Origin of the sequence: Streptomyces fuscichromogenes, assembly GCF_014645815.1 — a bacterium.
Classification (GTDB): Bacteria; Actinomycetota; Actinomycetes; order Streptomycetales; family Streptomycetaceae; genus Streptomyces; species Streptomyces fuscichromogenes.
In genome coordinates, this window is record NZ_BMML01000017.1 from 131,764 (window position 1) to 154,003 (window position 22,240).

Here is a 22,240-nt window from a genome sequence, read left to right on the forward strand (position 1 = left end):
CCTTGACTTCACAAGACCCTCGCGGGACCTTCCCTCCCCAATCCTCATGTTTGTGTCAGGTCTGGAGGGAACGGTCATGTCGGTGAGCGCGAGACCCACCCGGAGACAGGTGCTGGGCACCACGGCGGCGACGGGGCTCGCCCTCGCCGCCGGGGCGCACGGCGTGGCGGCCGGTGCCGATCTGCCGGTGCTCGGCACGTACGACGTCGTGGTCGTCGGCGCGGGGGCCGCCGGCATGACCGCCGCGCTCACCGCCGCCACGCAGGGGCTCAGCTGCGTGGTGGTGGAGAAGGCGCCGACCTTCGGCGGCTCGGCGGCCCGGTCCGGCTCCGGGATCTGGATCCCCAACAACTCCGTCATCCTGGCCGCCGGGGTGCCCGACACCCCCGCCAAGGCCGCCGCCTACCTCGCCGCGGTGGTCGGCTCCGACGTCCCCGCCGCCCGGCAGCAGGCGTTCCTCGCGCACGGCCCGGCCATGCTGACGCAGGTCATGGCGGCCAGCCCGCTGCGCTTCCGCTGGATGGAGGGGTACAGCGACTACTACCCCGAACTGCCCGGCGGCCTCCCGAACGGCCGCTCCATCGAACCCGCCCAGTTCGACGGCAACCTGCTCGGCGCCGAACTGGCCCACCTGAACCCGCCGTACCTCCAGGTCCCGTCCGGAATGGTCGTGTTCAGCGCCGACTACAAGTGGCTGGCGCTGGCGGCCGTCAGTGTCAAGGGCGCCGCCGTCGCCACCGAGTGCCTGGCCCGCGGGACCCAGGCCGCGCTGCTCGGGCAGACTCCGCTCACCATGGGGCAGTCGCTGGCGGCCGGGCTGCGCAAGGGGCTGCTGGACGCGGGGGTGCCGGTGTGGCTGAACACCCCGCTGACCGGCCTCTACCAGGAGAGCGGGGCCGTGACCGGGGCGGTGGTGACCCAGGGCGGCACCGCCGGGCTGGTGCGGGCCCGGCGCGGGGTGGTCGTCGGGTCCGGCGGCTTCGAGCACAACGCGGCCATGCGGGCGCAGTACCAGCGGCAGCCGATCGGCACCGACTGGACCGTCGGCGCGAAGGAGAACACCGGGGACGGGATCCGGGCCGGGGCGGCGGCCGGCGGCGCGCTCGCGCTGATGGACGACGCCTGGTGGGGCCCGGCGATCCCGCTCCCCGGCGACCCGTACTTCTGCCTCGCCGAACGCACTCTCCCCGGCGGCCTGATGATCAATGCTGCGGGCCGGAGGTTCGTCGACGAGGCGGCCCCCTACAGCGACGTCGTCCACGTCATGTACGACCGGAACCCGACCGACCCCGACATCCCGGCGTGGCTGGTCGTCGACCAGAACTACCGCAACCGGTACCTGTTCCGGGACGTCGCCCCGACCTTCGTGCTCCCCGACGCCTGGTACGCCTCCGGCGCCGTCTGCAAGGCCTGGACCTGGGACGCCCTCGCCGCCGCCGTCGGCGTCCCGGCCGCCGCCCTGCGCACCACCGTCGACCGCTTCAACTCCCTGGCGGCGACCGGGAAGGACACCGACTTCAAGCGCGGCGACAGCGCCTACGACCACTACTACACGGACCCGTCCGTACTCCCCGACTCCTGCCTGGCCCCCCTGTGGCTGCCGCCGTACTACGCCTTCCGGATCGTGCCGGGCGACCTGGGGACGAAGGGCGGACTGGTGACCGACGAACGGGCGCGGGTGCTGCGGGGTGACGGGTCCGTGATCAGCGGGCTGTACGCGGCCGGGAACGCGAGTGCCGCGGTGATGGGGCACAGTTATGCGGGCGCCGGGTCGACCATCGGCCCCGCCATGACGTTCGGGTACATCGCGGCGATGGATCTCGCCGGGGCGTTCCCGGCGTGACCCGCTACCCGGCCACCGGTGAGGCCGCGGGGCGGCGGGCCGCCAGGAGGAAGGCCTGCGGGCTCGTCTCCCCGAGCGCCTCGTCCCGTTCCCGGACCGTCGTGGAGCGGAGGGCGAAGCCCGCGTCCCCAAGCAGCTCCGCCATCCGCTCCGGCCGCCGCCGCAGGAAGTCCAGCGTCACCGGATGCCCCCACGGCTCCTCCAGCCGCCGGGCCACGTCCCCCACCTGGAACGCGAGGAGCAGATGGCCCCCCGGCCGCAGCACCCTCGCGAACTCCCCGAACAGCTCCGGCAGCCGGTCGTCCGGCGTGTGGATGGACGAGTACCAGCACACCACCCCGGCCAAGGCCTCGTCCGGCAGGTCCAGTTCCAGCATCGAGCCCGGCACGAAGCGCAGGTCCGGGTTCTCGCGGCGGGCCACGGCGAGCATCGACTCCGACAGGTCCAGGCCGAACACGGACAGGCCCAGGGCGGCGAGGCGGGCGGTGGTCCGGCCGGGGCCGCAGCCCAGGTCGGCCACCTCGCCGCCGGCGCCGACCAGCTCGGCGTAGGTGGCCAGCAGGGCGCGCTCCAGGGGCCGGTGGGTGAGCTCGGCGCGGAAGTGGTCGGCGTAGTCGTCGGCGATCGTGTCGTAGAAGGTACGGGTGGCGGCGAGGAAGTCGGCGGTCATGCCCGCGGACCCTAACGTCCGGCACTGACAACGCCCGCCCGATGCGGCGGTCGCCGAGCGTGGCGCCGGGTGTGCCGTCGGTGACCGGCGGGGCGGTTCCCCGGTGATCCGGGCAGGGGAGGGGCTTGTGGGTCCGGGCCGCGCATTCGGGGGACGGCTGCGCATCTCGCCGTAAGCGGCGGAAGGGTTAAGGCGGGGCCAAGGGGATAAACCGTCGAACTGAACCCCCGGGGGCCGCCTGGCGTATCGCGGGGGTGTTCCGCACTTCTGCGGGGCGCGGCTGTCCCGCACCACGTTCGTGCTGGTCGTGAAGCACATTCGGGCGGCAGCGCAAAGGCAGGAGCCCCGTCGCCGGATGGCGCGGGGCTCCTTGGGTACTGCACTCAGTCTGCGATCAGACTTGGTTTGTCTGGGATCAGACGGGGGTGACGTTCTCCGCCTGCGGACCCTTCGGGCCCTGCGTGACGTCGAAGCTCACCTGCTGGTTCTCCTCGAGGGAGCGGAACCCGCTGGCGTTGATCGCGGAGTAGTGGACGAAGACGTCGGGGCCGCCGCCTTCCTGGGCGATGAAGCCAAAGCCCTTTTCGGCGTTGAACCACTTCACGGTTCCGGTAGCCATAAGCCCTCCTTGGGCTCAAAAGGGTCGCCCTGCTCCAGAACCTGCAAGTGTGAAAACAAACTAAGTGCCGCACAACTGCATATGTCTGAAAACGACGAGAGCCCGCGGTTACATGCTCCGCAGGCTCTGTACTGCAAGGGAAACCAAACTGCAACTTGCGGCGAGCCTAGCATGTGGGCAGCGGAAAGCAACAGAGGCCAAGATCACGTCACCCGGACGTTTGAATGCCCCCGGGGGTGCGTTGACCGTACGGATGGTCGAGGCACCAAGGGAGGGGGCGGTCCCAGCACGGTACCCCATGGGGTCTAGTCTCGCGATGTGGACAATTCTCGCACCCGGCCGCGCGTCGGCCACATCCAGTTCCTGAACTGCCTGCCCCTCTACTGGGGGCTCGCGAGAACCGGCACCCTCCTCGACTTCGAGCTGACCAAGGACACCCCTGAGAAGCTGAGCGAGCAGCTGGTGCGCGGTGACCTCGACATCGGGCCCATCACCCTCGTCGAGTTCCTGCGCAACGCCGACGACCTGGTCGCCTTCCCGGACATCGCCGTCGGCTGCGACGGCCCCGTGATGTCCTGCGTGATCGTCTCGCAGGTGCCGCTGGACCAGCTGGACGGCCGCCGGGTCGCCCTCGGCTCCACCTCGCGCACCTCGGTCCGGCTGGCCCAGCTGCTGCTCGCCGACCGCTACGGCGTCCGGCCCGACTACTACACCTGCCCGCCCGACCTCAGCCTGATGATGCAGGAGGCGGACGCGGCGGTACTCATCGGCGACGCGGCCCTGCGCGCCAACCTGCTGGACGGCCCGCGCTACGGCCTGGAGGTCCACGACCTCGGCGCGCTGTGGAAGGAGTGGACGGGCCTGCCGTTCGTCTTCGCGGTGTGGGCGGCGCGCCGGGACTACCTGGAGCGCGAACCGCACATCACCCGCGAGGTGCACAGCGCCTTCCTGGACTCCCGCAACCTCTCCCTGGAGGAGGTCGCCAAGGTCGCCGAACAGGCCGCCCGCTGGGAGGCCTTCGACGAGGCGACCCTGGCCCAGTACTTCACCACCCTCGACTTCAGCTTCGGCGCGCCCCAGCTGGCGGCGGTGACGGAGTTCGCCCGCCGGGTGGGCCCGACGACGGGCTTCGCGGCGGACGTGAGGGTCGACCTGCTGAGCGCCCCGTAAGGGGCGCGGGGAACTGCGCGACCAGCCCCCACCGGCCCGCGGCGGACGAACTGCCGGACTCCCGGAGCGAATAGGCTGCGGCTGAACTCTCTGGGGGTGGGGGCGCATGCAGAAGCTCGCGGGTGACGAACCGGCGGCCGTCGGACCGTACCGGCTGCTCGGCCGGCTCGGCTCCGGCGGCATGGGCCGCGTCTATCTCGGCCGTTCGGCCGGCGGCCGCACCGTCGCCGTGAAGATCGTGCACCCGCACCTCGCGCTGGACGAGGAGTTCCGCGCCCGCTTCCGCCGCGAGGTGGCGGCGGCCCGGCGGGTCGGCGGCGCCTGGACGGCCCCCGTCCTGGACGCCGACCCGGACGCGCCCGTGCCCTGGGTCGCCACCGCCTACGCGGCCGGTCCCTCCCTGACCGCCGCCGTGACCGACGGCGGCCCGCTGCCCGCGCACACGGTACGGGCGCTGGGCGCGGGGCTGGCCGAGGCGCTGGCGGCGGTGCACGAACTGGGCCTGGTGCACCGGGACGTGAAGCCGTCGAACGTCCTGCTGACCCTGGACGGCCCGCTGCTCATCGACTTCGGCATCGCGCGGGCCACGGACGGCACCGCCTCGCTGACGTCGTCGGGGGTCTCGATCGGGTCGCCGGGGTACATGTCGCCCGAGCAGATCCTGGGCAAGGGTGTCACGGGCGCCGCGGACGTGTTCTCGCTGGGCGCGGTGCTGGCGTACGCGGCGAACGGGGAGCCGCCGTTCCCGGGCGACTCCTCGGCCGCGCTGCTCTACAAGGTCGTCCACGAGGAGCCGGAACTCGGCTCGCTGAGCGGTGAGTTGCGAGAGGTCGCCGAGGCGTGCCTGGCCAAGGAGGCGGGGCGGCGGCCCGGCCCGGCACAGGTGGCGCGGCGGCTGGCTCCGCAGGGGGCCGCGCGGCTGGTGACGGGCGGGTGGCTGCCGGGGGCGCTGGTGGAGCGGGTGAGCCGGAGCGCGGTGGAGGTGCTGAACCTGGAGGTGACGGAGGCCGCGGGGGTGGGGGCGCCGCCGGGGGCTCCGCCCGAGCCGGGGTCGGGGCCGGGGTCGGGGCCGGTGTCAGGGCCGGTGGAGTTCACTGCCTCGTCCGTGGGCGGGGAGTTCGGTCCGGCGCCCGCGGTGCCGCCCGCGGTCGTGCCGCAGCTGCCGACGGTGCCGCCCACGGCCGTACCGGACCTGCCCGCGGTGCCGCCCACGGTCGTACCGGAGCCGCGGGATGCCGTGCCGTCGGGGCCCGGGAAGCTGTCCGTGAGCGTCGCCGCGACCGCCGTACCGGCGGGGGAGGGCGGGCGTGGGCGCCGGGTGAGCTGCACGGTCGCGCTCGCGGTGGCCGGGGCGCTGGCGGTGGTCACCGTCGGGGTGGGGTTCCTGGTGAAACCGCTCCTCGGGTCCGGAGGCGACGCGGCGAGCAACGACGCGGGCTCCGCAGCCAAGTCGCCGTCGGCGTCCGCGTCGTCCACGTCGCCGGCCTCGTCCGCGTCCGGCGGCGGGGTGATCCCGGCCGCCTACCTCGGCACCTGGCAGGGCACGGCCACCGCCCTGTCCGGCAACCTGCCCATCGGCACCTTCCGGGTCACCGTCGAGCAGGCGGCCGTCGGCAGGGAACTGGGCCGGCTGCGGCAGACCGACCAGCTGGGCGGGGTCTGCACGGACATCCTGACCCTCAGATCGGTGACGGCCGCCAAGCTCGTCGCCTCCTCGACCGGCGCCGAGGGCAACCACGACGGCTGCGACCCCGGCACCAACACGGTCTACCTGACCCCGAGCCACGGCGACCTCGTCTACACGTCGGACAGCTCGGCCGAGGGGAACCCGGTGGCGGTGATGTCGAAGGCGGGGGGCTGAGGACTCCCGGGTCCCCCGGCCTCCCCCGCCACTGCGGGCCGCTACTGCGGGGTCGTCACCGTGACGTGCTCCCCGCTGCCCAGGTGCAGCATGCCCTTGCCGGGCTGGATCGGCCCGCCCACCATGGCCCGGGTGGTCCGGATGCCGATCAGCTCGCCGGAGCCGGACTCCTGCGGGGAGAGCAGGATGCCGCGGCGGGCCTTCTTGGCGTCGACCTGCCAGCCGGAGAAGCCGTCGCAGATCTCGTCCTCGTCACCGGCGATGACGACGGCCAGCCCCTCCTCGGCGCCGCGCTCCACGATCCGCTTGAAGACCCCCTCGGCGTCGCAGTCGTCCAGCACCTCGGCGTCGTCGACGAGCACGACGACCGGATCCGCCGGGGTGGCGGTGTTCACGAGCTCCTCCAGCTCGTCCTCGTCCACGTCCCGCCCGGTGAAGACCTTCAACACGCCTTCCCGGCCCTCTAGTTCCCGCAGCGGCGACTGCCGGGGCGCGGCGACGACGATCCGTACGCCGTTGGCCAGGTAGGAGCGGGCGAAGCCCAACAGGGTCGTGGAGCGCCCGGACTTGGCGGGACCACCGATCACGAAGGCGGGCACGCCCTGCGCCAGGTCGGGTCCGAAGGCGGTCAGTTCGTCGCCGCCGACACCCACCAGGGCCCACAGCGGGGCGGCCGCCGCGGCCGGGTCGCGCATCGCCCAGGCGTCCTCGAAGGAGATCCGGCCGGGCAGCACGTCGACCCGGAACGGCCGCCGGGAACGCGGCACCTGGGCGTCCCGGACGTCCGCCGCCTCACCGATCGCGGCGATCGCCGCGGCCTGCCCCTGACCGGTGGTGTCCGCGGAGAGCAGCGCGAACTGCGTCTCGGCGGCCGTCTCCGCGCGGAAGGCCCGGCCGGGCGGGATCTCCTCGGGCACCTTGCGGGAGTTGATGTCCAGCATGGAGAAGTCGGCACGGTCGGCGAGCCGCAGACCGTACTTGTCCTCGGTGAGGGAGGAGATCCGGCCGGCCAGGATCTGCCGGTCACCGGTGAGGACGAGATGGATGCCGACGCTCGCGCCCTCCCGCATCATCACCATGATCCGGTCGGTGAGGTCACCGTGGTTGATCTCGCCGAGGGTGGGCAGCCAGCCCTCCCAGCGGTCCAGGAGCAGCACGATGTGGGGCAGCCGCTCCGTCTCCGGCACGGCCGCCCGCTGCTCGCCGATGTCCGCGAAACCCCGGTCGGCCAACAGCTCCTGACGCCGGGACAGTTCACCCGTCAGCCGGGCCATGAGCCGTTCCACCCGCTCGGTCTGGTTGCGGCCGACGACGGCACCGCAGTGCGGCAACCGGGCCAGCGCGTTCAGCGCGCCGTTGCCGCAGTCGATGCCGTAGAGGTGCACGTCCGCACAGGAGTTGGTGCGGGCCAGCGAACCGGCGATGGTGCGCAGCACCTGGGACCGTCCGGTGCGCGGGGCACCGGCGACGATCAGATGCCCGAAGGTCGCGAAGTCGACGGCGACCGCACGGCGGGCCTGGTCGGCGGGCAGGTCCTCGACGCCGTAGGCCGCGGCGGGCAGCGTGCCCTGTGCCCGGACGGCCGGTACGTCGTCGAGCAGCAGCATGTCGTCGAGGGCGGGCAGCCACGGCGAGTGCTGGGCCGGGATGGCGAGCGCGGTGTTGGCCTCGCGCACGGCGTCGACGAGCACCTTCAGGTCGGTGATCTCGTCGTCCTCCTTGGTCTCGGACCTCGGCTTGCGCAGCGCGGCCCGCCCGAGGTCCTGCCAGGACAGCGCCCCGGCCCAGGGCGCGAGCGTGGCCGGGTCCGCGGCCCCCGGCCGCCTGCCCCCCACCCGCCCCGACTGGAACGGGACCAGCGAGGCGTGCCCCAGCCGGACGTACGCCCGGCCCGGAGTGCTCTTCGCGATGTGCCCGGCGTCGGGCGCGTCGATGACGTCGGTCGACTCACCGGCGTCGGTCACACGCAGCGCGATCCGGAGGTTGGTGTTGGCGCGGATCTCTGGGGACACGACGCCGGAGGGCCGCTGGGTGGCGAGCAGCAGATGGATGCCGAGCGACCGCCCGCGCTGGGCGATGTTGACGAGTCCCGTGACGAAGTCGGGCAGATCGCGCACCATCGAGGCGAACTCGTCGATGACGATGAGCAGTCGGGGCACCGGCGCCCGGGACGGATCCCTCCTGACCAGGTCCTGGTAGTCCTCGATGTCCTTGGCGTCGGCGGCGGCGAGGATGTGCTCGCGCCGCTTGAGCTCGGCCCCCAGCGACTCCAGGGCCCGCTCCACGAGGTGGGCGTCGAGGTCGGTGACCATGCCCACCGTGTGCGGCAGCTTGACGCAGTCCTTGAACGCCGAGCCGCCCTTGTAGTCGACCAGGACGAAGGTCATGTTCTCCGGGGTGTTCGCCACCGCCAGCGCGGCCACGATGGTCTGGAGCAGCTCGGACTTGCCGGAACCGGTGGTACCGGCGATGAGCCCGTGCGGCCCGTCGCGCCGCAGGTCGATGCCGAACGGGCCGTCGTACGACTCCCCGATGACCGCCGTCGTCGACTGCCCGCCCATCCGCCACCGCGCGGCGATCGCGTCCCGGGTGGGCGGCTCCAGCTGGAGCACGTCGAGCAGCCGGCTGGCGGCGGGCAGTGCGGAGTCCTCGCTCTCGCCGCTGATGTCCCGCAGCGGGGAGAGCGAGCGGGCGAGCCGCCCGCACCAGGCGGCGGAGACGAGGTCGGGCCGTACGTTCAGCTTGCGCAGCGCCCCGCTCTGCTCGACGCGCAGCCGCAACTCCAGCTCCTGCGGCCCCTGTTCCTCGCCGGCGCCGCCGGACCGGGGATGCCAGGCCTGGAAGGAGGGAAAGCCGCCGACGGCCTGCTGGACGACGGGAGTCGCCGGGGCGGCCGCCTCCTTCCCGGCCCGTGGCTCGGCGACCACGACGCCCTGGCACTCGCCGGGCAGGAAGCGCTCCTCCTCGTCGAGGCAGAGGGAGCGGATGGCGACGCCCGGCCCTTCCTTCAGCAGCCGTACGACACCGGGCAGGGACCGCAGCCGCCGCGACCCGTCCCACACCACGACGATGTCCGGGTCGGAGAAGGCGGGCCCGTCGACCTTGCCGCGTCCGCCCTGCTGCAGGGCCTTCTGCCGGCCGTCGAGGAACTGGGTGAGCTCGCCGACGCGGGCGCCGACGGTCTCGGAGTCGGTGCCGATGAGGACGTTCACGTCCTGGCCGCCGCCCGGTCGGGCGTGCGGCAGCCAGCGCACCCAGTCCCAGCGGGCGCCGGCGTCGTTGTCGGTGAGGACGTAGAACTGCACGTCCATGGGGCTGTGCAGGACCGCGGTCTGGGCCACGGCCCAACGCCCCAGCGCATGCGCGGAGTCACCCGGCCCGGCGACCCCGATCACCCCGAGGTCGCGCAGCGAGAGCCCGACCGGGGCGTCCTCGATGTACCAGCGGACCTTGCGCTTGTGCTCGTCCTGCTCGGGGTCGTCCAGCTCGACCTCGGAGGGGACGCGCCCGGTGCCGAACCGGATCAGCAGATGGTCGGCGTCGGTGCGCCGCCGCTCCCAGAGCCGCGTCCGCGGCCCGGTCCCGTACGTCAGCACGGCCGCCGGATCCGGCACCGCGCCCCGCCGCTCGGACCGTTCGGCAACCAGCGCCTCCTGCGCCTCCTCCTCGATCCGCGCCTTGTGCTCCTTGTACTCCTTGAGCTGCTTGGCGTGGGACTTTCGGCCGTGTTTCTTGTCCATGAAGTAGTTGCCGAAGAGCATGACCGGGCTCATCACGGCCATGATCAGGTAGTACCAGCGATGGAACATGAAGACGGAGACGACCGCGCCGACCAGCGGCAGCACCGCCATCAGCCAGGGCAGCGGCCGGGCCTCGTAGTCGCCGGGCGGGTTGGGCAGCGAGAAGTGAGTCTGCCGGTCGGCGGGGCGCAGTCGCGGGGGCCGGTTGTAGTCGAGCCCGGCACCGTCGTCGGACCACTTGAGCGCGGCGTTCGGCGGGGCGTACCCGGTGATCTCCAACAGGGTGTTCCCGAGCCCGAGTTGCCCGCCGAGCGGCCAGTCCCCGTCCCCTTCGAACGCCTCCCCGTCCAACCGCACGTCGGCCATGTGGGTCCGCACTTTGCAGGTGCCGTCGATGGCGATGGTCAAGGTGGCGGCGCGGGCGGGGAGTTCGGGGTCCTCGACGCGGAGGTGGGAGGCGGCTCCGGTGCCGATGTCGTACCGGCCGACACCGAGCCGGTGCACGGCGCCGGCGGCGGGACCGCCGGCGACCCGGAACTCCACGACACCGGTGGGCTCGCCCAGCAGGCACCCGGCGGGGTCGTGCAGGGAGACGACGACGCCGTCCCGCAGGGGCGAGCCGACGACGCTGGCGGCGGGATCGAGGGCGTATCCGTCGACGTAGGCGTGCGGTCCGGCGGTCTGGACGGGGCCGGTGCCCCGGGGGGCGCCGATGGGTATGACCTGGGCCCCGCCCTGGCTCTCGGAATATCCCACCCCGACCTGCCGGGCCAGCTCCCGGGCCACGTCACCGACCGTCGACTCGGGATCCGCGTCGAGCACCACGTCGGCGGTGGCACCGCCGACCGGATCGACGACGGTCAGACTCAGACGCACGTTCGTCCTCCTCGCAGGCCCGGCACATTCGGAGTGACCTTAGCCGGACCATAGCCGGACGGGCTTTCCCGGATGCAACGGGCGCTGCACGGTTCACGATTCCGCCGCACAAGCACCGTGCGGTCGCACGCGTCACCCCCGTAGGATCTTTGCTCGTGCGGACGGTCATGTCATGGCCACGCATCCGCGCGAACGGCGCCACGGGGGAAGGCCCTGCGGCCACAAGAACGGGAGGGGGCCGTCATGGCCAGCAAAGACACGGACCTCACATATGCCGAGATGGAGAAGGTCGCGGGCGACCTGATCAAGGACATGCACGACCTGGAAGACAAGATCAAGAACGTCGAGAAGCGCGTCTCCGCGCTGGTGGAGAACGGCTTCACCACCCAGAAGGCCTCCGGAGCGTACGACGACTCCATGAAGGACTTCACGAAGGGCGCGACGAAGACGATCCAGGGCCTGCACGGCCTCTCGGACTTCCTGAAGAAGGCCAAGGAGGCCTACGAGCAGCTGGACGAGCAGCTGGCGAAGCAGGCCAAGGGTTAGTAAAGTCCTAGGTCGCCGAACGCCCGGGTGCGACGGAGCATGTGATGTCCTCCGTCGCACCCGGCCGTCAGGCGTCAGCGGCCCCGGGCCTCGTCCGGCTGCTGATGGCTCCTCAAGTACCTGTGGAGCTCCCCGCGCCACTCCTCGGTCTCCAGTTTGAGCCACGACCCGTCCTTGAAGCGTAGGAGCACCTTTCCGGTCTCGTGGCCGGGAGGGGGTCGGCGAGGACGGCGTCCCCGACGGGGATCTCGGTGACGACCCGCATGAGGGCGTCCCGGCGGATGGACACGCGCTTGGGCGGAGCGGCCAGCAGGATCCGGTTTCCGGCAAGCGCGACCAGGCGTTGGTGGTGGGAGGAATGTCCGTACCGCTGAAGGAGGAGGCGGCCGGCCGCCCCGTTCCAGTCACCGTCGAAGGTGCGGTCCAGGCCGAGTTCGACGACGGCCTCGTCCCGCCGCTTCTCGTCGCGTTTCCTGGCGCGGTGACGCTCTTGTTCCTCCGTGGTCGACAGCGCGCTTGAGGGCTTCTTCGCCCGCAGCGAGGAGACCGAACAACTTGCCGATGAACAGCAGGGGTCCTGCCAGGGCGAGGCCGAACATGCCGGGCGGCCTGATGAAGGCGGGACGCAGCGGAGCCGATCCTGCGGCCCGGTGCACGTCGGCGGGCGGCTCGGGAATCTTCCCGATCGTGCACCAGGCCGCCGCATCGGGCGTGACGCCGAGTCGGTCCCGTATGGTGCGCTCGGTGCTCGTGGACAAACCCGTTCCAACTTCCGAGTCGTTTGCCGAAGGAATTCTCGCACCGGCGGCGTGGCCCGGCCCGTTCACGTCCGTACTCTTCTCGGGTCGCGGGCGAAGAGCGTGCCAGTCTGTGGACCCTCAGTTCTCCAGGGGCGGCTCGTCGGTTCCGCCACGGCCCTGACCTGCTGAGCCCATAACGCTTTCAGGAGCGGAGAATGACACCGTCCGTAGGATCGCCACCATTCCGTCGCAGAACTCGTTCCAGTATTCGGTGGAAGCCGTGTGAAGCGTGAACACGGCGGTGTAGGGGCCCGTCGAGAACGGGACATGCACCTGAATCTGCCCGGTCAGGAGTTGTTTCTCCGTGTGATCGGCGGTGAGTTCCGGCGAGAGCGTCACCTCGCGCATGGTCACGCAGGAGACCGCTGGGCCGCAGGGGAGATCCATCCAACGTGCGTCGTGGTGCGGATCACGGGACAGGGCGACCAGGATCCCGTGCGCCGCCGTTTCCGGGTCCGAATGATCGGTTTCGACAGCGGCCACGGTGAAGGCGCACTGTGCGACACCGCCGCTGTCGGTGGAGAAGAGACCCAAGGCCGAGTACGAAAGACCGCTCAGCGCCAGTTGTTCGGCCAGGGCGGCATAGAACGGGGCGGCCGGAGTCCACAGCGATTCGTCACCGCGTGAGTAGAGATCTCGTACGAAGGCGTCCGACAGTGTGGCTCGGTCCCCGGGCTTTGCAGCCAGGGGAAGGGTGAAGAAGCTTTCGGGGACGTCGAACGTCAGGGGTGGGACATCCGCTTCGACCGTTATGAGAGGGGTGGGCACTGGTTTCCGCTTCCAATCCGGTTCAGAGGTCGCCCTCTTGGAACGGAACATTTTCGCCGTCGGCGCCCATCAGACAGAAGTCGCTGCTGATTCCGTAGTCGGGATCGATCGTGCTGGTTCTCAGATACTCGGCGAGGAAGTGGCCGCTCGGCCGCCGACTGATCACGAGATCGCCGGGTCCCTTCTGGCGCCCCTGCAAGTCCGCGACGGTCCGCTGCTGCCCCGATGTGAGCGCGTCGTCGGCCACCAGTTCAGGAGTGGTGGCCAGGGGCCGGGTGACATCGTCACGACAGTTTGTGTTCCAGCCTGCGAGGCGACTCCATGATCCGTCGGTGAACACGAGTTTGAAGTCCACCTTGTGCTGGCTGAACCTCATCCGTTTCACGGTGCTGATGTCGGACCGTTCCGTCTCCCACAGGACCTCGTCATGGGGAGCGTTCTCGTCATCCAGCAGTCCGAGGACAAGGATCCTCCGGGTCGTGACCACCAGATGGGTTCGATCCGTGTCGGGACGGCGCCCGGGGTCGAGCTGCCACGGGAGGGTACGGGCTTGGGTCCCGGGAGCCGCCCACATGACGGGGAAGTCCTCGACCTCGTTCTCCGGCTCCTCGGGTTGTCCGAGCCGCGAGACGCTACCTGTGCTGCCCGATCCGGCCAGCGATTCAAGAACGCCGATGGTCGCCACGAGCAGGAAGCGAGCACCGAACTTGCCCCCCTCACGCAGGCGGCTCTCGTTCTTTGTACGAGCGGTGAATTCCGGCCCCGCCGGCCAGCCCGGCAACTCGTTCTGGATGTCCCGTCGTGTCGTGTCCCTGAACCAGCGCATCCCGGATACGGGTGTGGCGACCCCGGTCGCGAAACTCACTCCGCAGCGCGCGAGCAGGGTCTCGTCGGGGTCAGGCTGCCATCTCGTCATCTTCTCGTGCCTCAATGTGCTGTGGCGGACTGCTGGAGGCTGTCTCCCGGATTGGTCGAGTCACCGCTGTGTAGGCCGATGCTGATTCCCTTGGGAAGCACCTTGCCTGCCACGTCGATCCCTCTGCCCAGTCTGCTCAACGGATCGACCGTGAACTTCTCGCCCGCGAGCGCCAGCCCCTTGGTGCCGAGCCACTGGCCTTGGTGATACCCCGCCTCGGCGAGCCCGGCAAGGCGGCTCATCCCACCGCTCTCGTGGGACAGCAGTCCGAGGTTCTTCCCCGCACCGCCCAGGACGATCCGCCTGCCCAACAGGCCGATACCGCCCTCGACCGATTTTGCCATGTCGCCGGTTGCGATCACGTTGAAGGCGCGCTCGATACCGGACACCTTGAATCCACTGCCGAATTCCGCGATCCGCTCGGCTGCTGCTGCCTTGCTGGCGACCTTGGCGCCCTTTCCGAGGAGGCCGATACCCGGCAGCAGTCCCAGTGCGTCCGTGCCCATGGTGAGCCAACTGACGTCAGCACCGCTTGCCTTGGCGACCGAATGTGCCAGCAGAGCCATTCCACTCGTGAGAACGGCCGCAGCACCGAAGATCGCGCCGAGAGGTTCGAAGGGCAGGGTAATGATGGCCAGCACGCCGAGGATCGCGGTGACGTCGCTGAGGACGTCGCCGATTTCCTTGATCAGGTCGGCGTGATCCTTGAGCCAGTCGCCCGTGGCGTCCCACGCGTCTGTGATCCCGTGCCCGAGCTTGTCCCAGAAGCCGGGCTCATCCGGGGCGATGTCACCGGCCTTGTCCAGTTCCTTGCTGACCTGACGGGCGGCCGCCCGGTAGTCCTCCTCCAGCTCGTGGACCTGCCGGATCACCCCGTCCACCGCGCTGGACGCCTTGCCCAGGTCCATGCTGCCGTCGCTGCCGGCCTTGGCCTGGGCGTCTGCTTTGGCGTCGAGTTTCTCCCCGGCGCTCTTCTCCAGCCTGTCCGCCCTGACCTGGAAGTCCTGGAGGTCGTCGGCCCAGCGGTGGAGTGCACGCGAGGCCTTGTCGAAGGAGTCGTGGCTCTTGCGGATGAGCGGGGTGACGTCCTTGCCGATGTAATCGGTGAACGCGATGGCGGTCTTGCCCTTCCAGGCCCCGCACTCGATGCGCTCCAGCTCTCCGAGGGCGGTACCCAGTTCACCGGCGAGCTTGCCGAGTTGCTTGGCGAGGTCCCTGGTGTCCTCCACGCTGCCTGGCGTGGGATCCCAGCCTATGTGGGGGAAGGCAGGCCGTTGCCCAGCCATGTCACTTGCCCTTCTGCTGCGGAGCCTTGAGGGACTCGGCCAGGTCCAGGTCGAGCTTGCCGAAGCTCTCCCCGATCTTGTTGATCATCTTTACGGCACCCTGCGTGTGCTTGCCGAGCTGCTTGATGCCGTAGCCCCAGTCGTCGGCGAAGTCCTGCACGTCTTCGACGAGTTGCCTCTCGCCGACGGCCGAGGCATCCGCGCTGCGGAGCGTGCGGCGGGTGGTCTCCATGCGGTCGCTGATGGACGAGAAGGTCTTCTTCAGGTCCTGGAAGATCGTGTCTTCGAGGCGTAGGTCACTCATGTCGGATTCCGGTCTCCTCAGGCGGCCGGTAGGGCGGACAACGTCGGCTGACCGTACTGATCAGCGGTGGCCCCCCGGGATTTCGTCCTCGGTCGCGTTCTGCACGTGGGTGGACAGGCGGTTGGGGCGGGCCGGCTGCTGGGGTGCTCAGCCGGGCCTTGGAGCCGGTCCAGCAGTTCAACGGTTCACGGCCTGGGCTTCCTGGACTTTGATGTCCTGGGTCGTTCCGAAGGTGCCGTCGGGCAGGTCGCCGCCGGCGCCCCCGGTGCCCGACCAGCTGATCTGCCAGGTGATGGTGGCTTTCAGGTGGTACGTTCCGTCGCCGGACGAACGCAGGTACCTGATGCCGCACGGCGGCGTCTGGTCGGCCTTGCCCTTGGCGTATGGCTCGCCGATCGAGTGGTCGGCGTTCAAGGTGCACACGCCGGAAGCCGGAATGGTCTCGGCGTCACCGGTGCCCGGTTCGAGTTTCAGGGAGACGGGCTTCGCCGTGGTGGTCGCCTGGATGTTGAGGCCGCCGGCGTTGAGTGACGCGGTGACCGAGACCGGCTTGAACTCGGCCTTGTCCAGCCACGCCCAGGTGGCGAGGTTGACCTTGGTGATGTCCGCCGGGGCGAGGGTCACCCTGGTGTCGGGGAGCTGAATCGCGTCGTAGGCGGCTTCGGCCAGGATCTTCGGGGTGACGGCCTGCGGGACTCCCGGGTCCTGGTTGTTCGCCACCCAGAAGGGGAGGTCGCTGCACTCCCAGCTGGCCGGGTCGTCCATGCGGTCGGGGTTCTGGACCGCGACCCACCAGTTCCCCTCGTCGGCCTCGTCCTCGTTGTAGTTCTTGTACTTGCCGTCCTTGTAGATGTCACGGAACTGACCGACCGCGGTCTTGGCGTAGTTGGCCTGGCCGGGGGCGTTGATCGTGTCCGTGTACATCGTCTCGACGTAGTCCTTGAACTCCGCCACCGAACGCGGTTCGTACCAGCACGCGGGCGGGGTCCAGTCGGTCACCGGCTGTACGGCGGTACCGCTGCTCTTCGAGCGCACCGAACCGGAATAGGTCACCCTGGAGACGAGTGTGCCGGCGTTGGAGCTGCCGCTCTGCTTCGTGTTGCCCTGGGAGCCCTCGCTCGGCGGCCAGGTCGCGGACGCGGATCCCGCGGCGATGAGGACAAGAACCCCCGAAAGCAGCCCCGCCACGGCGAATCGGCTGCTGGACGTCATGGCGTGCAAGACTTGCTCCCCCTCTGCGAAGTGAGCTTCGTCGTCTGCCATACGCCTTGCTTGTTCTTTTCCAGCCGCGTCGTGTAGACGACGTACGAGTCGTTGTTCACCGCGGTCTTGATGACCTTGCCCGACTTGCGGACCTTCGCGAACGCCTTGCTCTGGTCCTCGCAGTACACGACTCCGGCCGAGGCGGAGTCGAAGACGTCGATCTTGGCGTTGTAGTAGCGGTTGACGCCTGTGATCGAGTAACCGTCCTTCGCGATGGACTCGACCCAGTCCATGGCGTCCGGCAGTGCGCCACCGCTGTAGTAGAAGCTCAGCGCGGGCAGCTCGGGGTCGCCTTGCGCGATGGCGTAGTTGGTCGCATCGATCCGCCGGGCCACGTCCCCGAGGACCGCGTCCTTGGTCGTGTCGCCGGTCTTCCAGCTCTCGAAGGTGTCGGACAGGTCGCCAGGCAGTGTGATCCTGGGCCTGCCGGCGGCGCTCTCGGTCGGCGACGCGGAGGCTTTCGTACTGCCGCTGTCGGCCCCGGCAATCTTGTCGTTGGCTTTCGAACCCGAGTCCCCGCCTCCGCACGCCGTCAGCAGCAGGGCTGCGGTCGCGGCGAGCGCGGTGGCGGCGGGCATGGTGCGGCGCTTCACTGTGGACTCCCCCGTGAGACAGATGTATGCCAAGGACACAGACGCTATCTGCGAGGCCCCCGGTTCGCCAGCGTGAACTTCCCTGTCGGCTTGGATGGACCGTGGCAAATGGGGCACTGTGAGAAAGGTCCGATTCCCCGCCGCGCCCAAGTGGGCCGGAGGCTGGGCGCATTCGCCGGGTGGGGGCGCCGTGCCGGTTCTGGTGCCGGCGCCGGGAGTCCGTCGAATCGTCGGCCGCTCGTGGGGATGGCGCGGGGATTGTGTGGATTCGGAGCGGGCGGGTGATATGGCCGGCTCGACGGGACCCCTCTTTTGGGCTCCCTTTGCAGTTCGTTGGTTGCAGGGTGAAATCCCTCGACCCACAGTGACCGTGGCCGTCTGCGTCCTGCGGGGCGGTCGGCAGGCAGGCGTTCACGGGGGTCAGTGGTGGCGGAACACGTCAGGGTGTCCACAAGCGAGTTGCGGGAGATCAGCCGGTCTGTCGCGAAGTTGAAGTCCAACTTTGAACATGCGAAGGATCTGGTCGACTCGTACGGCTCCGAGATCGGATCCGGTGATGTGGCCGACGCGCTCGGCGACTTCGCGGACGACTGGAAGAAGAAGCGCCGACAGCTCTGCGACGGGCTGGAGTTTCTCGGGAAGACCGCGGGCGAGGCGGCGAAGGCCTACGACGGGGTCGACCAGCATCTCGCCGACGCGCTGCTCAAGGCTCAGCCGGGGGACAAGTGAGCGATCACGACTTCTCCGGGGTCGACTGGCAGACGGCCCGGTACGACGACAAGGAGTTCGCCCCCGGTGACCCGTACGAGGTCGCCCGGCTCGGCAAGCGGATCTCCGACACCGCCAGGCTGATCGAGGAGCAGGCCGGCAGGCTGAACAACCTCGTCGACGGGAACGGGTGGGACTCCGATGCGGGCAGGGAGTTCACCAGGAGGACCGGCGACACCGTGAAGCTGCTCGGCCAGTCGCATCAGCGGTACGCGGCGGCCGGGGCGGCGCTCGGCTCCTCCGTGCCGTACGAGCCGATCGCCGACCAGGTGCGGGAGAACTGGGCCACCGCTCTCAACCACGCCCAGAACCGGGTTCGTTCCGCTCTGCTGAAGGCCGCGGCCGCGGACGCCGACAGCGGCAACTACCAGAAGCAGATCGATCAGCATCCGTCCGGCGACGACAACCACCCCGACAAACAGAAGCTGAAGCGGCAGAAGGAAGCCTCCGACGGGGAACTCGACGCCGCGAAGCGGGAGATCCGGGCCGCGCTCGACTACCGCGACACGCAGGGCGGGTACGCGGCCAAGGCGATACGGGACGCCATCGACCACGACGGGTTGAAGGACCCCAAGCACCACTGGTGGGACAACTGGAAGGACTGGGTCGCCGACATCGGGCACTGGGCGGGAGCGATCGCCGGCGTGCTCTGTCTTCTCGCGCTGGTGCTGAGCTGGGTCCCTATCCTCGGCGAGGTGCTCGGGGCACTGGCCCTGATCGCCTCCGTGGTCGCCCTCGTCTGCGACACCGTCTCCGCCCTGGACGGCAAGGGCACCTGGCTGGACGTCGCCATCGACGTGGTCGGCGTGCTGTCCTTCGGTGCCGGCCGGGTTCTCGGTACGACCTTCAAGGAGGCGGCCACCGCGGCGCGAGGATCGTCGGCGCTCAGGGAGTTCCTGAACCTGCGGGGACTGGGCGTGGGCGAGAAACTGGCCGGGGAGATCGCCCAGGCGAACTCGGGAGTCAAGGCGGGCAAGATCGCCGAAGCCCTGGCGAAGGGACCGGACAGCGTCCTGCCCAGGATGAAGTCGATCGTCAAGGAGTCCGTCAACTTCAAGGCCTACTTCACCGATATCCGCACGGCCGTCGCCGAACGAGGAGCCGAGGACCCGATCCTCACCAAGGACCTGCCCAAGTGGCGCGGTCTCTCCGACTCGGTGTTCAAGGGCAAGGCGTGGTCGGCCGGCGGCCTGTACGCCGCGAGCCAGGTGCTGCCGCTGGGCACGGGCATCGTGAACCTGGCGCCCTCGGCGGGCTGGGAACCGGCCTTCATCGAACGCAACCAGTTCGACGGCCTCAAGCACACCGCCCCCCTCGGGTCGAGCGGCGTTCCCTTCTACAACTGGAACTGGAAGGTCGCCGGCGGCTGAGGGCGTCCGCGGCACCGAATCACGGCGAGGCCCGCGAGGGCGAGGAGAGAACGAGGAAAGTGGCACTTGGAGACGGTCAGACCGTCGACGAACAGTTCGCCCGGCTCCCGAGAAGCAGACAGCGCGAACTCGAGGAGAAAGGGCTCGGTCTGCCGAGACTGCGCGACATCGCCCTTGAGGAGGGCGGTGAGCTGGCCGTGCGGCACATCCTCGCGGAACACTCCCGGCCCACCAGCCGGTGGGATTTCGACGGCGACCGGCGCGCGGACGAGAACAGGGCGGTGTGGCCGTGGATACGGCTGCTCCTGGCCGCCGTCATCGGCGTGGTCCTGTGCCTGCTCTCCACGTACGTCCTCCGCTCCTCGGCGCTCTTCGTCGGCGCGGCCTGTGGTGCATTCGTGGCCTGGGCGGGGTTCAGGACCCGCAGGTCCCTCGGAGGGCTCGTCGCCTGCGGCCTCGTCGCGGTCGCCTATGTCGCCCTGATCTGGACGGGTTCGTACGCCGCCGACGAGTGGTACCTGCATGTGCGCGGGCAGGAGACCACGGTCACCTACGCCAAGCCCCTGCACGAGCAGGCGTCGCACGGCGTTCGCGTCACGTACTGCCGTGTCACGCTCCCGGACGGTACGGTCCGCAGGGTGTTCTTGAACGACAAGCGGTGTACGGACGAGAACATGGTCGGCACCAGGACTCCTGCGGTGATCGACCCGTCGGACCACTACCGGCCGGTTCTCGGGGACAAGTCCGCCATCGGCGGGACTGCCGCGGCATACGTCTGCCTCGGTGCCGCCGCCGTCCTCGTCCTCGCCCCGGTGAGCGCCGCTGTGATGAGCCGGGCGAACGAGCGGCGGGGCCGGCAGGGCGAGCCAGGCGGCCGGGTGGGCGGGGCGGACGTATGACCGACCGCACCGGATCCCGAGTCGCGACAGCTCCCGTCCCGCCCCCGTCCGACTACCGCCTCGCCGTCCCCGAGGGCTGGGAGCGGATCGTGCTGGACAGTCCGGAGCGCTGGACACACCGCATCGACAAGCTGGTCAAGCGGGGGCTGCGGCGTACGGAGGCCACCCCGCAGCTGGAGGCCGCGCTCGCCGAGCGGATGCGGGCGCAGGCCGAGGCCGCGCAGGCCAACGGCGGCCTGGAGATGTACGTCGTCCAGCAGGTCCCGGGTCAGGTCCCCGTCTCCGCCGGCCTGGTCGTGACCGTCCTGCGGCCGTCACCCGGCTCCGAACCCGGCGACCTCGCCGACATCGCCCGCTCCCTCGCCCTCCGCGCTGCCGGCAGCGACGACGTCACCCTCGTCGACCTCCCGGCGGGCCCCGCCGTACGCCACCGCTACCTCCGCCGGCCCGCACCCGACGACCTCGACGGCAACAAGCTCGCCGCCGCCCACCTGGACGTCTACCTCTCCGTCCCGCACAGCGACCAGCGGCTGCTGCTCTCCTTCTCCACACCGACGGCACCGCCGCTGGAGCCGCTGGTGGAGGCCCTGGTCACGCTGTTCGACTCCGTCGCCCGCACCCTGCAATGGATGGCCTGATGCCCGAGTTCGCCGCCGCCACGGTTCATCTGCGGACGCCGCAGGACGCCGTCGCGCTGCCCGTGCGGACGTCCGTGGACCCGGCGGCCTGGGCCGCGGCGGCCGCCCGCCGGCTCGTCGGCCCGGACGACGACGAACCGAAGCTGCTCGACGCCCTCGCCACCGAACTCCGCGAGGCCGCCGCCGACTCCCGCGAGCGCGGCCCGATCACCGCGCTGTCGTACGTCCCCGAGCCGCGCCTGGGCGAACTCGCCCGGATCGAGCTGTCCGCGCTGGTCGCCGACGACACGTACCCGACCATGACCGTCGACCTGCTCCAGCGGTACCTCGCCGCCCCCACCCCGGTCTCCTACCGCCCGCCCGAGGCCGAGCTCCGTACCCTTCCCGCCGGACCGGCGGTGCGGGTACGGCACGCCTACGTCCAGGACGTCGGACGGGACGGACTGGGCACGGTGACGGAGACCTGCGCGTACGGTATCCGCGCCGACGAGAAGTGGGCGCTCGTCCTGCTCGCGTCCTGGCAGGCGCAGGCCCGCACGGACGCCCTGTGCGAGCTGACCGACGAGCTGGCGGAGACCGTCCGGGTCACGGTCTAGCCGCGTCCTCTTCAGGCCGCCGCCAGGCCGCGAAGCAGGGACTCACCCTCCTGTGACGTCAGACGGCACCAGGAGCCGTCCGTGAAAGTGATCCCGAAGTCCCGTCCGCCGTCGCTGAACGGGCGCCGTCCGATCGCGGCGACCGTGTCCCGGTCCGTCTCCCAGAGGACCTCCTCCCAGGGGTTCCTGGGATCCTTCAGTCCTTCGACGAACAGCAGCCGACGGTCGGTCAGGACCAGCTCCGTCACATCCGTGTCGGGACGGCGGGCCGGGTCCAGTTGCCAGGGCAGCGTGCGGGCGATGGTGCCGGGGGCCGCCCACAGCACCGGGAAGTCCATCTCCTCGTTCTCCGGGTCCTCGCTCCTGCCGAGTCCCTCGGACCGGCCGGGGCTTCCTCCGAGGAGCCCGAAGACGAGGGTGAGCAGGAGGACGAGCACTTCCATCACGCCGTCCCCTACGAACCGTTCGAACCGGGAGCGCGGGCGATACGACGGCCCCGTCGGCCACCCCGCCAACTCTCCTTGGATGTCCCGACGTTCCGGATCCCGGAACCAACGCCGCCCCGCGACCCGCCCCGCGGCCCCGGTCGCGAAGGACACCCGGCCGCGCGTCACGAGCTCCTCGCCCTCAGGAGGCTTCCAGTACTGGCGGTACGACGGCTCGATCACGGTCTGGCGTCCCCCCGCGTCATTCACGGCAGTGAACCTTCACTCG

Annotated in this window: 20 protein-coding genes; 10 read left to right on the plus strand and 10 right to left on the minus strand. The window is 70.4% G+C overall.

From position 1 onward, the window contains the following. The first annotated feature begins 76 nt into the window (after positions 1-76). Complete coding sequence (kstD, locus tag IEZ11_RS32090) at positions 77-1,843, plus strand: 3-oxosteroid 1-dehydrogenase (protein ID WP_189266447.1); 1,767 nt, start codon at positions 77-79, stop codon at positions 1,841-1,843. Positions 1,844-1,847: 4 nt separating this feature from the next. On the opposite strand, the gene IEZ11_RS32095 is transcribed toward kstD, so the two are convergent. Beyond that, positions 1,848-2,513, minus strand: a complete 666-nt coding sequence (locus IEZ11_RS32095; protein WP_189266448.1) for a class I SAM-dependent methyltransferase — start codon at positions 2,511-2,513, stop codon at positions 1,848-1,850. A 415-nt stretch (positions 2,514-2,928) separates the two neighbouring features. Next, positions 2,929-3,132 (minus strand): cold-shock protein, encoded by a 204-nt coding sequence (locus tag IEZ11_RS32100; protein ID WP_003992177.1) that lies wholly within the window; start codon positions 3,130-3,132, stop codon positions 2,929-2,931. A 318-nt stretch (positions 3,133-3,450) separates the two neighbouring features. Between IEZ11_RS32100 and IEZ11_RS32105 the strand changes: the two genes are divergently transcribed. After that, entirely contained in the window at positions 3,451-4,302 is an 852-nt protein-coding gene (locus IEZ11_RS32105) for a menaquinone biosynthetic enzyme MqnA/MqnD family protein (RefSeq protein ID WP_189266449.1), read from the plus strand. 106 nt (positions 4,303-4,408) lie between these two features. Continuing rightward, positions 4,409-6,163: a serine/threonine-protein kinase gene (locus IEZ11_RS32110; protein WP_189266450.1), complete on the plus strand. Its 1,755-nt coding sequence runs from the start codon at positions 4,409-4,411 to the stop codon at positions 6,161-6,163. Between the two features lie 41 nt (positions 6,164-6,204). Here IEZ11_RS32110 and IEZ11_RS32115 read toward each other — a convergent pair whose 3' ends face one another. Beyond that, positions 6,205-10,779 carry an FtsK/SpoIIIE domain-containing protein gene (locus IEZ11_RS32115; RefSeq protein WP_189266451.1) on the minus strand — a complete coding sequence of 1,525 codons (4,575 nt, stop codon included), beginning with the start codon at positions 10,777-10,779 and terminating at the stop codon, positions 6,205-6,207. A gap of 243 nt (positions 10,780-11,022) precedes the next feature. On the opposite strand from IEZ11_RS32115, the gene IEZ11_RS32120 reads away from it, so the two are divergent. After that, positions 11,023-11,325, plus strand: coding sequence for a WXG100 family type VII secretion target (locus IEZ11_RS32120; protein ID WP_189266452.1), 303 nt, complete (start codon positions 11,023-11,025; stop codon positions 11,323-11,325). Positions 11,326-11,683: 358 nt separating this feature from the next. Then, positions 11,684-11,845, plus strand: coding sequence for a hypothetical protein (locus tag IEZ11_RS32125; protein WP_189266453.1), 162 nt, complete (start codon positions 11,684-11,686; stop codon positions 11,843-11,845). A 358-nt stretch (positions 11,846-12,203) separates the two neighbouring features. Here the strand turns inward: IEZ11_RS32125 and IEZ11_RS32130 are convergent, their stop codons facing one another. The 6 genes from IEZ11_RS32130 to IEZ11_RS32155 all read right to left on the minus strand — a co-directional run bounded on the left by IEZ11_RS32130 (position 12,204) and on the right by IEZ11_RS32155 (position 17,255). Further along, positions 12,204-12,893: a hypothetical protein gene (locus tag IEZ11_RS32130; protein ID WP_189266454.1), complete on the minus strand. Its 690-nt coding sequence runs from the start codon at positions 12,891-12,893 to the stop codon at positions 12,204-12,206. A 22-nt stretch (positions 12,894-12,915) separates the two neighbouring features. Next, positions 12,916-13,809, minus strand: a complete 894-nt coding sequence (locus tag IEZ11_RS32135) for a hypothetical protein (protein WP_189266455.1) — start codon at positions 13,807-13,809, stop codon at positions 12,916-12,918. An 11-nt stretch (positions 13,810-13,820) separates the two neighbouring features. Further along, positions 13,821-15,038, minus strand: a complete 1,218-nt coding sequence (locus IEZ11_RS32140; protein ID WP_308426522.1) for an enoyl-CoA hydratase/isomerase family protein — start codon at positions 15,036-15,038, stop codon at positions 13,821-13,823. Positions 15,039-15,096: 58 nt separating this feature from the next. Next, the gene (locus IEZ11_RS32145; protein WP_189266457.1) at positions 15,097-15,399 is read right to left on the minus strand and encodes a hypothetical protein; all 303 of its coding nucleotides are present in this window, start codon (positions 15,397-15,399) and stop codon (positions 15,097-15,099) included. A gap of 177 nt (positions 15,400-15,576) precedes the next feature. Then, a complete protein-coding gene (locus tag IEZ11_RS32150) occupies positions 15,577-16,611 on the minus strand; it encodes a hypothetical protein (protein WP_229713488.1) in 1,035 nt (344 codons plus the stop codon). Next, positions 16,608-17,255 carry a hypothetical protein gene (locus tag IEZ11_RS32155; protein ID WP_229713489.1) on the minus strand — a complete coding sequence of 216 codons (648 nt, stop codon included), beginning with the start codon at positions 17,253-17,255 and terminating at the stop codon, positions 16,608-16,610. The genes IEZ11_RS32150 and IEZ11_RS32155 overlap by 4 nt, the downstream gene beginning before the upstream one ends. A gap of 426 nt (positions 17,256-17,681) precedes the next feature. Here IEZ11_RS32155 and IEZ11_RS32160 point away from each other — a divergent pair, with 426 nt between their 5' ends. Genes IEZ11_RS32160 through IEZ11_RS32180 form a run of 5 tightly spaced genes read left to right on the plus strand, consistent with a single transcriptional unit; the run spans position 17,682 to position 21,526 of the window. Continuing rightward, positions 17,682-17,984 carry a WXG100 family type VII secretion target gene (locus IEZ11_RS32160; RefSeq protein WP_189266458.1) on the plus strand — a complete coding sequence of 101 codons (303 nt, stop codon included), beginning with the start codon at positions 17,682-17,684 and terminating at the stop codon, positions 17,982-17,984. Next, a complete protein-coding gene (locus tag IEZ11_RS32165; RefSeq protein WP_189266459.1) occupies positions 17,981-19,393 on the plus strand; it encodes a hypothetical protein in 1,413 nt (470 codons plus the stop codon). The genes IEZ11_RS32160 and IEZ11_RS32165 overlap by 4 nt, the downstream gene beginning before the upstream one ends. Before the next feature lie 59 nt (positions 19,394-19,452). Continuing rightward, the gene (locus tag IEZ11_RS32170; protein WP_189266460.1) at positions 19,453-20,292 is read left to right on the plus strand and encodes a hypothetical protein; all 840 of its coding nucleotides are present in this window, start codon (positions 19,453-19,455) and stop codon (positions 20,290-20,292) included. After that, positions 20,289-20,930, plus strand: a complete 642-nt coding sequence (locus tag IEZ11_RS32175; protein WP_189266461.1) for a hypothetical protein — start codon at positions 20,289-20,291, stop codon at positions 20,928-20,930. Before IEZ11_RS32170 ends, IEZ11_RS32175 begins: the two co-directional genes overlap by 4 nt. Next, on the plus strand, positions 20,930-21,526 hold the full coding sequence (locus IEZ11_RS32180; protein ID WP_189266462.1) for a hypothetical protein: 597 nt from the start codon (positions 20,930-20,932) through the stop codon (positions 21,524-21,526). Before IEZ11_RS32175 ends, IEZ11_RS32180 begins: the two co-directional genes overlap by 1 nt. Positions 21,527-21,537: 11 nt before the next feature. On the opposite strand, the gene IEZ11_RS32185 is transcribed toward IEZ11_RS32180, so the two are convergent. After that, positions 21,538-22,221: a hypothetical protein gene (locus IEZ11_RS32185; RefSeq protein ID WP_189266463.1), complete on the minus strand. Its 684-nt coding sequence runs from the start codon at positions 22,219-22,221 to the stop codon at positions 21,538-21,540. Positions 22,222-22,240 lie beyond the last annotated feature (19 nt).

What these genes read in the sequence shown, in the direction of transcription:
- kstD (WP_189266447.1), top strand. Translation starts at nt 77, where the DNA reads ATGTCGGTGAGCGCGAGACCCACCCGGAGACAGGTGCTGGGCACCACG.
- IEZ11_RS32095 (WP_189266448.1), bottom strand. Translation starts at nt 2,513, where the DNA reads ATGACCGCCGACTTCCTCGCCGCCACCCGTACCTTCTACGACACGATC.
- IEZ11_RS32100 (WP_003992177.1), bottom strand. Translation starts at nt 3,132, where the DNA reads ATGGCTACCGGAACCGTGAAGTGGTTCAACGCCGAAAAGGGCTTTGGC.
- IEZ11_RS32110 (WP_189266450.1), top strand. Translation starts at nt 4,409, where the DNA reads ATGCAGAAGCTCGCGGGTGACGAACCGGCGGCCGTCGGACCGTACCGG.
- IEZ11_RS32120 (WP_189266452.1), top strand. Translation starts at nt 11,023, where the DNA reads ATGGCCAGCAAAGACACGGACCTCACATATGCCGAGATGGAGAAGGTC.
- IEZ11_RS32125 (WP_189266453.1), top strand. Translation starts at nt 11,684, where the DNA reads ATGTCCGTACCGCTGAAGGAGGAGGCGGCCGGCCGCCCCGTTCCAGTC.
- IEZ11_RS32135 (WP_189266455.1), bottom strand. Translation starts at nt 13,809, where the DNA reads ATGACGAGATGGCAGCCTGACCCCGACGAGACCCTGCTCGCGCGCTGC.
- IEZ11_RS32145 (WP_189266457.1), bottom strand. Translation starts at nt 15,399, where the DNA reads ATGAGTGACCTACGCCTCGAAGACACGATCTTCCAGGACCTGAAGAAG.
- IEZ11_RS32150 (WP_229713488.1), bottom strand. Translation starts at nt 16,611, where the DNA reads ATGACGTCCAGCAGCCGATTCGCCGTGGCGGGGCTGCTTTCGGGGGTT.
- IEZ11_RS32175 (WP_189266461.1), top strand. Translation starts at nt 20,289, where the DNA reads ATGACCGACCGCACCGGATCCCGAGTCGCGACAGCTCCCGTCCCGCCC.
- IEZ11_RS32180 (WP_189266462.1), top strand. Translation starts at nt 20,930, where the DNA reads ATGCCCGAGTTCGCCGCCGCCACGGTTCATCTGCGGACGCCGCAGGAC.